This window comes from Streptomyces sp. NBRC 110035, from assembly GCF_000829695.1.
In the GTDB taxonomy this organism is placed as follows: Bacteria; Actinomycetota; Actinomycetes; order Streptomycetales; family Streptomycetaceae; genus Streptomyces.
The window spans coordinates 64208-76873 of the sequence record NZ_BBNN01000037.1 but is presented as its reverse complement, the minus strand read 5'-3'; the positions used below and the strand labels follow the sequence as shown (position 1 = coordinate 76873).

10 protein-coding genes are annotated in these 12666 nt (G+C 72.6%); 7 read left to right on the top strand and 3 right to left on the bottom strand.

Annotated elements, in window-relative coordinates; translation table 11 throughout:
* Window positions 1-159: 159 nt before the first annotated feature.
* The 7 genes from rpe to TU30_RS25360 all read left to right on the top strand — a co-directional run bounded on the left by rpe (window position 160) and on the right by TU30_RS25360 (window position 8790).
* On the top strand, window positions 160-846 hold the full coding sequence (gene rpe / locus TU30_RS25390; RefSeq protein ID WP_042174031.1) for a ribulose-phosphate 3-epimerase: 687 nt from the start codon (window positions 160-162) through the stop codon (window positions 844-846).
* A 79-nt stretch (window positions 847-925) separates the two neighbouring features.
* Window positions 926-1972, top strand: coding sequence for a sugar-binding transcriptional regulator (locus tag TU30_RS25385; RefSeq protein ID WP_042174029.1), 1047 nt, complete (start codon window positions 926-928; stop codon window positions 1970-1972).
* 533 nt (window positions 1973-2505) lie between these two features.
* On the top strand, window positions 2506-3948 hold the full coding sequence (locus tag TU30_RS25380; protein ID WP_042174165.1) for a GuaB1 family IMP dehydrogenase-related protein: 1443 nt from the start codon (window positions 2506-2508) through the stop codon (window positions 3946-3948).
* Window positions 3949-4043: 95 nt separating this feature from the next.
* Window positions 4044-4496, top strand: coding sequence for an Lrp/AsnC family transcriptional regulator (locus tag TU30_RS25375; RefSeq protein ID WP_042174027.1), 453 nt, complete (start codon window positions 4044-4046; stop codon window positions 4494-4496).
* Between the two features lie 129 nt (window positions 4497-4625).
* Window positions 4626-5867, top strand: coding sequence for an MFS transporter (locus tag TU30_RS25370; RefSeq protein WP_042174026.1), 1242 nt, complete (start codon window positions 4626-4628; stop codon window positions 5865-5867).
* Window positions 5868-6232: 365 nt separating this feature from the next.
* Entirely contained in the window at window positions 6233-7021 is a 789-nt protein-coding gene (locus TU30_RS25365; RefSeq protein WP_042174024.1) for a carbon-nitrogen hydrolase family protein, read from the top strand.
* Between the two features lie 71 nt (window positions 7022-7092).
* Window positions 7093-8790 (top strand): NAD(P)/FAD-dependent oxidoreductase, encoded by a 1698-nt coding sequence (locus TU30_RS25360; RefSeq protein WP_042174022.1) that lies wholly within the window; start codon window positions 7093-7095, stop codon window positions 8788-8790.
* Between the two features lie 76 nt (window positions 8791-8866).
* On the opposite strand, the gene TU30_RS25355 is transcribed toward TU30_RS25360, so the two are convergent.
* From TU30_RS25355 to TU30_RS25345, 3 genes are all read right to left on the bottom strand, one after another.
* The gene (locus TU30_RS25355) at window positions 8867-9553 is read right to left on the bottom strand and encodes a DUF5995 family protein (RefSeq protein WP_042174020.1); all 687 of its coding nucleotides are present in this window, start codon (window positions 9551-9553) and stop codon (window positions 8867-8869) included.
* A gap of 213 nt (window positions 9554-9766) precedes the next feature.
* A complete protein-coding gene (locus TU30_RS25350) occupies window positions 9767-11182 on the bottom strand; it encodes a uracil-xanthine permease family protein (protein ID WP_042174018.1) in 1416 nt (471 codons plus the stop codon).
* A gap of 202 nt (window positions 11183-11384) precedes the next feature.
* Window positions 11385-12590, bottom strand: coding sequence for an MFS transporter (locus TU30_RS25345; RefSeq protein WP_042174016.1), 1206 nt, complete (start codon window positions 12588-12590; stop codon window positions 11385-11387).
* Window positions 12591-12666: the final 76 nt, after the last annotated feature.

Genomic DNA, 12666 nt, shown 5'->3' with positions numbered 1-12666 from the left:
CGGGAGGCGGCCGGGGCGCTCCACGTGCCGCGGGTGTGCCGCGGGTCGCGCTCACGGCCGCCTCCGGAGCCGGCCGGCCCGGGACACGGAGGACCGGTACGCCCGCACCCGTCCCCGGCCGGTGGCACCGACCGCCGCGGGGCATGGCAGGCTTGGTGCATGGCCGCGCAGATCAACCCCAGTATTCTCTCCGCCGACTTCGCCCGCCTCGCGGACGAGGCGCAGGCGGTCGCGGGAGCCGACTGGCTCCACGTCGACGTCATGGACAACCATTTCGTCCCGAACCTTACGCTCGGTGTGCCGGTCGTGGAGTCGCTCGCCCGCGCCACGGACACTCCGCTGGACTGCCACCTGATGATCGAGGCCCCAGATCGCTGGGCGCCCCAGTACGTCGAGGCGGGGGCCGGCTCCGTCACCTTCCACGTCGAGGCGGCTGCGGCGCCCGTGCGGCTGGCCCGGGAGATCAGGGCCAAGGGGGCCAGGGCCTCCATGGCCCTGCGGCCCGCGACGCCGATCGAACCGTACGAGGACCTGCTTCCCGAGCTCGACATGCTGCTGGTCATGACGGTCGAGCCGGGTTTCGGAGGCCAGGCCTTCCTCGACATCATGCTTCCGAAGATTCGCCGCACCCGCGAGTTGATCAGCAAACACGGTCTGGACCTCTGGCTCCAGGTCGACGGCGGCGTTTCGGCGTCCACCATCGAGCAGTGCGCCGACGCCGGGGCCGATGTCTTCGTCGCGGGATCCGCCGTGTACGGGGCACAGGACCCGGCCGAGGCGGTACGTGCCTTGCGCACGCAGGCCGAGACCGCCACGGGCAAGGCATCCTGGGCGTGCGACCACTGAACCACGAGAACGTGAACGGCTCCCCAGCAGGGCTGATCGACCGCGCCGGATCTGCAAGGATGAACGGCGAATCCAGAATGTGAACAGCAGTGAGGAGATCGCCGTGCCGGGTATGTCGGCGGCGGGCCGTTCAGCCATGCGGATGGGACCCGCTGAGCTGGTGCAGGCGGCGGCCATGGCCCGCCGCTTCTACCTAGAGGGCAAGTCCAAGATCCAGATCGCCGAGGAGTTCGGCGTCAGCCGCTTCAAGGTGGCCCGGGTCCTGGAGACCGCCCTCGAACGGGATCTCGTACGCATCGAGATCCGCGTGCCGGCCGAGCTGGACGCGGAGCGCTCCGACGCGCTGCGCGCCCGCTACGGCCTCAGGCACGCCGTCGTGGTGGAGTCCCCGGCCGAGGCCGCGGAGACACCCGACCCCGAGAACCTGGGAGAGGTGGCCGCCGACCTGCTCGGCGAACTGGTCGACGAAGGAGACGTCCTGGGCCTGGCCTGGGGCCGGTCCACCATCCACATGGCGGCGGCCCTGGACAGGCTGGCGCCCTGCACGGTCGTGCAGCTGACGGGCGTGTACGACGCCGGGACCGCCGAGCGCGGTTCGGTGGAGGCCGTACGGCGGGCCGCGCAGGTGTCGGGCGGAGACGCCCACCCCATCTACGCGCCGATGCTGCTCCCGGACGCGGCGACCGCCGAGGCGCTGCGCCACCAGACCGGTATCGCACGGGCCTTCGAGTACTTCGACAAGGTGACGGTCGCCTGCGTCTCCATCGGCTCCTGGGAGCCGGGCATCTCGACGGTGCACGACATGCTCTCGGACGAGGAACGGGAGCACTACGCCTCCCTGGGCGTCGCCGCCGAGATGTCCGCGCACCTCTTCGACGCCGACGGGCGCCGGGTCGGCCGGGACCTCGGGGAGCGGTGCATCACGGTCAAGACCCACCAGCTCCGCAAGGTCCCCGAGGTCGTCGCGATCGCCGGCGGGCAGCGCAAGGGCCCCGCGATCGACGCGGTGCTGCGCTCCGGCCTGGTCACCAGCCTGGTGACGGACACCTCCGCCGCCGACTACCTGATGGCGGCGGGACCCGCGCCCAGGTCCGCCCTCAACCGGTCGGACCCGGACGGTTCCTGACCGAGCGGGGGACGAGGGCGGGCGTGGCGGCACCGCCGTACGGTGCTGCGGTTCCTCCCCCGTCCTCCGGCCTGCCCGCCCGTGCTGCCGGCGGTCCGCTCCTCGCGGGCTGCCCGCCCGCCGGCGCGGACGACGCGGCCCCGCCCGGGCCGACGGTACGGCCGCCGTTCGGGAGCCCGGCCCTCCCAGGGAGGCGCGGCACACGCCGGATCGCGGCGCACGCCGGATCCCCCCGGCACGGGCGGCCCCTTCCCGTACGACCAGGACGGCTCCGTTTTCGGCAGCTTCGAAGGAGCTGCTGCCCCGGCGGGAACACGCCCCGGGGAGAGACCGGGCGGGAGGTGTGCGCCGGGACGGTGCGGCGGACCCCGCCGTGGCGCCCGGTTCGGAGGAACCTCCGAGCCGGGCGCCGAGCCGTCCGGGCGATCGCACCGGCACGGGCGATCCGGTCCTCATGGGACAATGAAGTACGTGCTCTTCCCCCGGGCTGACCTGTCCGGGGGCCACCTCTGATCGACTGGGATGTGCAGCACGTGCGTTTCCTCAACGACATCCAGCCCGCGTACGACCTGACGTACGACGACGTCTTCATGGTGCCGAACCGTTCCGCCGTCGGCTCGCGTCAGGACGTGGACCTCGGCTCCCCGGACGGTACGGGCACCACCATCCCGCTCGTCGTCGCCAACATGACGGCCATCGCCGGCCGCCGCATGGCCGAGACGGTGGCCCGCCGCGGCGGGCTCGTGGTCATACCGCAGGACATCCCGATCGAGGTCGTCACCGAGGTCGTCGCCTGGGTCAAGAGCCGCCACCTGGTCCTCGACACCCCGATCGTGCTGGCCCCGCACCAGACCGTCGCCGACGCGCTCGCCCTGCTGCCCAAGCGCGCGCACAACGCGGGCGTCGTCGTCGACGACGGGCACCGGCCGGTCGGTGTGGTCACCGACGCCGACCTGACCGGTGTGGACCGCTTCACGCAGCTCAGCGAGGTCATGTCCCGCGACCTGCTGCTCGTCGACGCCGACATGGACCCGCGCGAGGCCTTCAACACCCTCGACGGCGCCAACCGGCGCTACGCCCCCGCCGTGGACAAGGACGGCCGCCTCGCCGGCATCCTCACCCGCAAGGGGGCCCTGCGCGCCACCCTCTACACGCCGGCCACCGACGACCGGGGGCGGCTGCGCATCGCCGCGGCCGTCGGCATCAACGGCGACGTCGCGGGCAAGGCCCAGCAACTGCTGGACGCGGGCGTCGACACGCTCGTCATCGACACGGCGCACGGGCACCAGGAGTCGATGATCAGCGCTCTCAAGCTGGTCCGCGACCTCGACCCGCAGGTCCCGGTCGCCGCGGGCAACGTGGTCTCCGCCGCCGGCGTCCGCGACCTGATCGAGGCCGGCGCCGACATCGTCAAGGTCGGCGTCGGCCCCGGCGCCATGTGCACCACCCGCATGATGACCGGCGTCGGCCGGCCGCAGTTCTCCGCGGTCCTGGAGTGCGCCGCGGAGGCCAGGAAGCACGGCAAGCACGTGTGGGCCGACGGCGGCATCCGCCACCCGCGCGACGTGGCCATGGCGCTCGCGGCCGGCGCGTCCAACGTGATGATCGGTTCCTGGTTCGCCGGGACCTTCGAGTCCCCGGGCGACCTCCAGCACGACGCGGACGGCCGCCCCTACAAGGAGTCCTTCGGCATGGCCTCCGCGCGCGCCGTACGCAACCGCACCTCGGAGGAGTCGGCGTACGACCGGGCCCGCAAGGCACTGTTCGAGGAAGGCATCTCCACCTCCCGCATGTTCCTCGACCTGGCCCAGCCCGGCGTCGAGGACCTGATCGACTCGGTCATCGCGGGCGTCCGCTCCTCCTGCACCTACGCGGGTGCGGGTTCCCTGGAGGAGTTCGCCGAGAAGGCCGTCGTCGGAATCCAGAGCGCCGCCGGATACGCCGAGGGCAAGCCGCTGCACGCCAGCTGGACCTGACCGGGGCCCCGGTCGTCGGCCGCCCGGCTCCCCGGGCGGCCCTCCCCTCCCGGAAGCGCCCAGAAGTCCTCCAGAAGCGAAGTGAACCGCACACCGTGCTGAACGATCTCGACGAACGCATCGTGCACGCCCTCGCCGAGGACGCCCGACGCTCCTACGCGGACATCGGCAAGCTCGTCGGCCTGTCCGCGCCCGCCGTCAAGCGGCGCGTGGACCGGCTGCGCGCCACCGGCGCCATCACCGGCTTCACCGTACGGGTGGATCCCGCCGCCCTCGGCTGGGAGACCGAGGGGTTCGTCGAGATCCACTGCCGCGGCAACACCTCCCCGGAGACCATCCAGCGTGGCCTGGAGCGTTACCAGGAGGTCGTGTCCGCCTCCACCGTCACCGGGGAGGCGGACGCGGTCGCCCAGGTCTTCGCCGCCGACATGCGGCACTTCGAACGGGTCCTGGAACGGATCGCGGGGGAGCCCTTCGTCGAGCGCACCAAGTCCGTGCTGGTGCTGTCCCCGCTGCTGCGACGATTCTCCTCAGGACCGCCCGCCTGACCGCCGGTCCGGCTACCATCGGGTCATGACCTGGCGACATTGATCCACCGGTAACGCCTCCCGAGGGCCACCCCGGATGCCGTACGTCCTCCACGTCCGGTGTCCGAACCGTCCTTACGGGAAGGCCTCATGACTTCCACGCCCACGCGTGCGCACGACCCCCGCGTCCGACGGCTGACGACCACGCTGTACGGCTACGCGTTCCTCGAGGACTTCGTGCTGCTCTACCCGGTGTACGCGCTGCTGTTCAGCGACACCGGCCTCACCGTCTGGCAGATCTCCTCCCTGTTCGCCCTCTGGTCGGTCACCGGCGTGCTGCTGGAGGTCCCCTCCGGCGTCTGGGCCGACGCCGTCTCCCGCCGGCTGCTCCTGTGGCTCGGCCCGCTGCTCTCCGCCGCCGGCTTCACCCTCTGGGTGCTGCTGCCCTCGTACGGCGCCTTCGCGGCCGGCTTCGTCCTGTGGGGCGCCGGCGGAGCACTCGCCTCGGGGGCACTGGAGGCCCTGGTCCACGACGAACTCGACCGGCTCGACGCGGCCGGCCGCTACGCCCGGATCATGGGCCGCGCCCGCGCGGCAGGCCTGGTGGCCGTGATGGCGGCCATGGGACTCGCCGGCCCGGTGCTCGGACGGGGAGGCCACACCGCCGTCGGCGCCGCCAGCATTCTGGCGTGCCTGCTGACCGCGGCCACCGCCCTCCGGTTCCCGGAGCACCGGCACCCGGCGGCCGCCCGGCAGGGCTGGACCGCCACCCTGCGCGCCGGGCTCGCCGAGGCCCGGGCCGACCGCTCGGTGCGCGGCGCCCTGCTGCTCGTGCCGGCCGTCGGCGCGGTGTGGGGCGCCCTCGACGAGTACACGCCGCTGCTGGTGCGGGACACCGGCGTCGCGGACCGTACCGTCCCGTACCTCCTGCTGCTGATCTGGGCCGGTGCCACCGCCGGAAGCCTGCTGGCCGGGAAGGGCGAACGCCTCGGCACGACCGGACTCGCGGCCCTGCTCGCCGGCGCCGGACTCGCCCTCGCCGTCGGCTCGCTCGCCGGTACGCACGCCGGGCTGATCCTGGTCGCCCTCGCCTTCGGCGGTCTCCAGGCGGCGACCGTGCTGGCCGACGCGCGGCTCCAGCGGCGCATCGGGGACACCGGGCGGGCGACCCTGACCTCGCTCGCGGGCCTGGGCACCGAGCTGACCACCGTCGCCGTCTTCGCCGGCTACGCCCTGATCGCCTCTCAGAGCCCGCACAGCACGGCCTTCGCCGTGTTCGCGGTGTCGTATCCGGTGACGGCGGCGGTGCTGGTGGCGGGAGCACGGGCAGTGACGCGGACCGGAGCGGGGAAGGAGGCCGAGGGGGCCCGTGCAGTGAAGGACCCTGCCTGACACGGCCCGCACCGGCCGGCCCGCATCGGCCGTCGCGCGCAGGCAGGCGCGCAGAGGGGAGCGCACCGGGCGCCCCGGACGTGTTCCGGGACGGCGGTACCGGTCCCGTGGCTCCTTCCCGCCCGGCCGGTCGTCCTTCGGCGAGGCGGGTCCGGCTCCGCGGCCCCGCCTCGCCGGGGCGGTCCCGGACGGCACGTGCAACGAATCGCCGCCGGGGCCGCCGGGGACGCAACGATCCGCTCACCGGAGCGCAACGGCTTCCGCTTGTCCGGCCGAGCCGGCCGAACGTACCGTCTAGGCGATCCCTCCCAGCGGCCCTTCCGCCCCCTGCCCTGCCCTCCCGCGCACCGACGAGGAACACACGCATGCGTACCGCCCTGCTCCAGAGCTCCGGACGGCCCGGTTCCGTCGTCGGGAACCTCGAGGTCCTCGACGAGGCCGCGGGTCGTGCCGCCGCGGCCGGTGCCGGGCTGCTCGTCACCCCGGAGCTGTTCCTGACCGGCTACGCGATCGGTGAGGACATCGCGGTGCTCGCCGAGCCCGCCGACGGCGACGCGGCCGCCGCGATCGCCCGGACCGCCACCCGGCACGGGCTCGCCATCGCCTACAGCTACCCGGAACGCGCGGGCGACGCGGTCCACAACTCCGCCCAGCTCGTCTCCGCGGACGGCACCCGCCTTGCGAACTACCGCAAGACCCACCTCTTCGGCCCCTTCGAGCAGGACCACTTCGCCCCCGGTGACCGACAGGTCGTCCAGGCCGAGCTGCACGGCCTCACCGTCGGCCTGCTGACCTGCTACGACATCGAGTTCCCGGAGAACGCGCGGGCCCACGCCCTGGCGGGCACCGACCTCCTGCTGGTGCCGACCGCGCTGATGCACCCGTTCCAGTTCGTCGCCGAGTCCCTCGTGCCGGTGCGGGCGTTCGAGAACCAGATGTACATCGCGTACGTCAACCGGGTGGGCCGGGAGGGCGAGTGGGAGTTCGCGGGCCTCTCCACCCTCGCCGGGCCCGACGGGGTCGCCCGTACCCGGGCCGGGCGCGGAGAGGAACTGGTCCTCGCCGACGCGGACCCCGTGCTCCTCGCCGCCTCCCGCGAGCACAACCCGTACCTGCGGAACCGCCGCCCCGCCCTGTACGGGTCCCGCGGCTGAACCCGCCCCCTCCGCACCACCTCTCTCCCCGCACCGCCTTCGACATCATCAGCGCAAGGAGTCCGTACCCCATGACGTCCACGGTGCCCAACGCCGTCGAACACGCCGACGAGCAGCAGCCGCCGATCACCATGTTCGGCCCGGACTTCCCCTACGCGTACGACGACTTCCTCGCCCACCCCGCGGGCCTCGGCCAGATCCCCGCGACGGAGCACGGCACCGAGGTCGCGGTGATCGGCGGCGGCCTGTCCGGCGTCGTCACCGCCTACGAGCTGATGAAGATGGGCCTCAAGCCCGTCGTGTACGAGGCCGACCGGATCGGCGGCCGGCTGCGCACCGTCGGCTTCGACGGCTGCGACCCCTCGCTCACCGCGGAGATGGGCGCGATGCGCTTCCCGCCGTCCTCCACCGCGCTCCAGCACTACATCGACCTGGTGGGCCTCGAGACCCGCCCGTTCCCCAACCCGCTCGCCGCGTCGACGCCTTCGACCGTCGTCGACCTCAAGGGCGAGTCCCACTACGCCCGGACCCTCGACGACCTTCCGCAGGTCTACCGGGACGTGGCCGACGCCTGGGCCCGGTGCCTGGAGGAGGGCGCCGACTTCTCCGACATGAACCGCGCCCTGCGCGAGCGGGACGTCCCGCGCATCCGCGAGATCTGGTCCCGGCTCGTCGAGAAGCTCGACAACCAGACCTTCTACGGCTTCCTCTGCGACTCCGAGGCCTTCAGGTCCTTCCGGCACCGCGAGATCTTCGGCCAGGTCGGCTTCGGCACCGGCGGCTGGGACACCGACTTCCCCAACTCCATCCTGGAGATCCTGCGCGTGGTCTACACCGAGGCCGACGACCACCACCGCGGCATCGTCGGCGGCTCACAGCAACTGCCGCTGCGCCTGTGGGAGCGCGAGCCGGAGAAGCTCGTCCACTGGCCGTACGGCACCGCGCTGAAGTCCCTGCACGTGGACGGCGAACCGCGCCCCGCGGTGACGCGGCTGCACCGCACCGCGGGCCACCGCGTCACGGTGACCGACGCGAACGGAGACGTCCGCACCTACAGGGCGGCCGTCTTCACCGCCCAGTCCTGGATGCTGCTGTCCAAGATCGCCTGCGACGACGCGCTCTTCCCGATCGACCACTGGACCGCCATCGAGCGCACCCACTACATGGAGTCCAGCAAGCTCTTCGTACCCGTCGACCGGCCCTTCTGGCTCGACAAGGACGAGGAGACGGGGCGGGACGTCATGTCGATGACGCTGACCGACCGGATGACCCGGGGCACCTACCTGCTGGACGACGGCCCGGACCGGCCCGCCGTCATCTGCCTCTCCTACACCTGGTGCGACGACAGCCTGAAGTGGCTGCCGCTGTCACCGAACGAGCGGATGGAGGTCATGCTGAAATCGCTGGGCGAGATCTACCCGAAGGTCGACATCAGGAAGCACGTCATCGGCAACCCGGTCACCGTCTCCTGGGAGAACGAGCCCTACTTCATGGGTGCGTTCAAGGCCAACCTGCCCGGTCACTACCGCTACCAGCGGCGCCTGTTCACGCACTTCATGCAGGACCGGCTGCCCGAGGACAAGCGGGGCGTCTTCCTCGCCGGCGACGACGTCTCCTGGACGGCCGGCTGGGCCGAGGGCGCCGTCCAGACCGCGCTCAACGCCGTCTGGGGCGTCATGCACCACTTCGGCGGAGAAACCGACGCGGCCAACCCCGGGCCCGGTGACGTGTACGACGAGATCGCTCCGGTGGAACTCTCCGACGACTGAGCCGGACCACACCGGGAGCGCGGCGACGGGCCGGGACGCACGGCGGTCGTGGTGACCGCCCGGCCGCGGTTCCCGCTCAGCCCGGCAGCGGTGTGAGCAGCATGCGCCCTGCGAAGCCCACGGCCGTGTCCAGGCGTTCGGTGAACTCCTCGGTGACGTCCGGCAGCCCGCGCAGCGCCCACAGCGCGCGGGCCGCCGTCCACGCCGCGTCCCGGGCGCGGTCCAGGCTCCACGCGCCGGCCAGATGGGTGAGCGGGTCGGCGAGCTGGAGAACATCGGGACCCGGCATCAGGTCCTCGCGGATGCGCTCCTCCAGCGAGACCAACAGGTCGCCCACCTGCTCGAACTCGTCCTCCAGCCGGGCGGGTCCGCAGCCGAGCGTACGGCAGGCGTCCACGACGGCGAGCGCCAGATCATGACCGATGTGCGCATTGATGCCCGCCAGCGCGAACTGCAGCGGACGTACGCCGGGATGGTGGCGGAACTGGAACAGCGGACGCCAGCAGGCCGGCGGGCGGCGCCCCTCGGACACCGCCCGGACGGCGGCCAGATAGCGTTCGGCGAACACCACGTTCAGGGTGACCGCCGCCCCGTCGTCCGCCGGCGGACCCGCGTCGATACGCCGGTCGGCCTCCGTCGTCACCGTGAGGTAGACCCGGTTGAAGACCGCGATCCCGTCCCGGCGGGGCAGGGCGGAGTCGAGGGCGCGCATGCGGGAGACGACCGTGCCTACGGGGGTGTGGACTTGCTCGCATCGCGACATGAGCGCAGAGTCGCACCTTTGCCGTGGTGCCCGTGGTGGCGGGCCCGACGCTTCCCCGGAACGGGGTAACGCGCCCGTCGTGGGGGAGGGGGAGCAGTACGGTGTCAGGTCCGCGTGCCCAGGAGGCCGGGACCGGCGCCTGCCTGTGGGCCGAGCTGCCGGGGGAGTCGGACGGCTGCAAGGGAGCGCCGGGCACCTTCACCCGTCGTACGCCTACGACTTGGCGCGCCGACCGCTTCCGCCCTCCGCCTCGCCGTCGCCCGTGTCGTAGGACGAGGTGCCCTCGTCGAGCAGCGGCTCCTGCGTCTTGAGGCGGGCGGGCGCGAAGGCGCGCAGTGCGTGGTAGCCCGTGATGACGACGAGCGTGCCGAGCGCGATGCCGCTGAGCGAGAAGGTGTCGGTGAACTCCATCGTGACGTTGCCGACGCCGATGATGATGCCCGCGGCGGCCGGCACCAGGTTCAGCGGATTGCGCAGGTCCACCTTGGCATTGATCCAGATCTGGGCGCCGAGCAGGCCGATCATGCCGTACAGGATGACGGTGATGCCGCCGAGCACGCCCCCGGGAACGGCCGCCACGACCGCGCCGAACTTCGGGCAGAGGCCGAACAGCAGCGCGAATCCCGCGGCCGCCCAGTACGCGGCGGTCGAGTAGACACGGGTCGCCGCCATGACGCCGATGTTCTCGGAGTACGTGGTGTTGGGCGGGCCGCCGACGGCGGTGGAGAGCATGGAGCCGACGCCGTCGGCGGAGATGGCCGTGCCCAGCTTGTCGTCGAGGTTGTCGCCGGTCATCTCGCCGACGGCCTTGACGTGCCCGGCGTTCTCGGCGATCAGCGCGATGACGACCGGCAGGGCGACCAGGATCGCCGACCACTCGAACGACGGGCCGTGCAGGGTGGGCAGGCCGATCCAGTCGGCCTGGCCGACGCCCGACAGGTCCAGCCGCCAGTGGTCGGTGGTCCCACCGCTCGCGTCCGCGGAGTGGATCTGCCCGAAGACCCGGTCCAGGCCCCAGGAGAGGACGTACCCGAAGACCAGCCCGAGGAAGATCGCGATGCGGGACCAGAAACCGCGCAGACACACCACCGCCAGGCCGGTGAACAGCATCACGAACAGGGCGGTCCACTGGTCCTGCGGCCAGTAGGTGGCGGCCGTCACCGGCGCCAGGTTGAAGCCGATCAGCATCACCACCGCGCCGGTGACGATCGGGGGCATCGCGGCATGGATGATCCGCGCCCCGAAGTGCCGCACCGCGAGCCCCACCAGGAACAGCGCGGCCCCGACCACGAACACCGCGCCGGTGACGGTGGCGCTCGACCCGCCCTGGGCCCGGATGACCGCGGCGACGCCGACGAAGGACAGCGAGCAGCCCAGATAGCTGGGCACCCGGCCGCGCGTGGCCAGCAGGAAGACGATGGTCGCGACGCCCGACATCATGATCGCGAGATTGGGGTCCAGACCCATCAGGACCGGTGCGACGAAGGACGCCCCGAACATCGCGACGACGTGCTGGGCGCCCAGTCCCGCGGTGCGGGGCCACGAGAGCCGTTCGTCGGGACGGACCACCGCACCGGGGGCCGGTGTGCGTCCGTCGCCGTGCAGTGTCCAGCGGACGCCGAGATCCATGAGCTGTCGCTTTCGCCGTTCGTGCAGCGTGTCCGGACCATTGTGAGGGCTGGTCAGGGATGCCTCGTCCACGCGGGCGGCCGCGGACCGGGCCGTGCGGCCGGCTCCGATGCGGCCGGGCCCGCCGGCACGGCCCGGTCCCGCGCTCCCGGGGCGGGAGTCCGGCGGGACGGTCCGTGAGGTCTTCGGGCCCGGGAGAACCTCATGCCCGGGGGCCGGGAACCGCCGCGTCCGGCCGGGTGATCCTCACCCGGTCCCCGGCACGCAGCACACCGGCCAAGCCGGCCAGACCGCACGACAACACCGTGACCAGGACGAACGACACCATCAGACTGGTCGCCTGGGCGAGCAGCCCGATCGCGCTCGGAGCGATCAGCCCCGAGGTGTACGTGATGGTCGCGACGCCCGCGATGGCGAGGCTCGGGTTGCTGCCGCTGCGGCCGGCCGCGGCGAAGCACAGCGGTACCACCACCGCGATACCCAGACCCATCAGCGCGAACCCGGCCATCGCCGCCGCGGGGTGCTGCGCGAGGATGATCAGCAGTCCGCCGCAGACGGCGACCACACCGCTCGCCCGGACCGTGCGCACCGCGCCGTAGCGGTCCACCACCCGGTCCCCGGCGATCCGGGCGACCGCCATGGTGAGCGTGAAACCGGTGGTGCAGGCCGCCGCGAGACCGGCCGAGGCCTCCAACCGGTCGCGCAGGTAGACCGCCGACCAGTCGAGGCTCGCGCCCTCCGCGAAGACCGCGCAGAAGCCGATCGCGCCGATCAGCAGCGCGGAGCGGGGCGGCAGCGCGAACCTCGGGGGCGGTTCCCCGTCCACGGCGGACCGCAGATCGAGGACGTGGCCGGCGGCGGCGACGCCCACCACCGTCAGGACACCTGCCGCGAGCGTGTGATGCAGCCGGGCGTCCGTGCCGAGGTGCGCGGCGAGCGTGCCGGCCGCCGAACCGATCAGGGCGCCGGCGCTCCACATGCCGTGCAGCCCGGACATGATCGACCGGTCGAGCCGGTTCTCCACCTCCACGCCCAGGGCGTTCATCGCCACGTCGGACATGCCGGCCGTGGCGCCGTAGACGAACAGGGCCAGGCAGAGGGTGAGCAGGTTCGGGGCGACGGACGGCAGGACGAGCGCGAGCGTCCACAGGGCGATCAGCCCGCGCAGCGCGGCGCGGGCGCCGAAGCGGTGGCTGACGCGCCCCGCCAGCGGCATCGCGACCGACGCGCCGATTGCGGGGAAGGCGAGCGCGATCCCCAACTGCCCGGCGCCCACACCGGCATGGTCCTGGATCCACGGCACGCGGGTGGCGAACGAGCCCGTGACCGCGCCGTGCACGGCGAAGACCGCCCCCACGGCGTACCGCGCCCGCCGCACCTCCCGCTGCCCGTACACCTCTGCACTCATGGTCCCGCCCCTCCCGGTCGCCCAAGGCATCCCTGACGCGTCGCGTAAACTATCAGGGTCCCTGCCTGAAAGATAA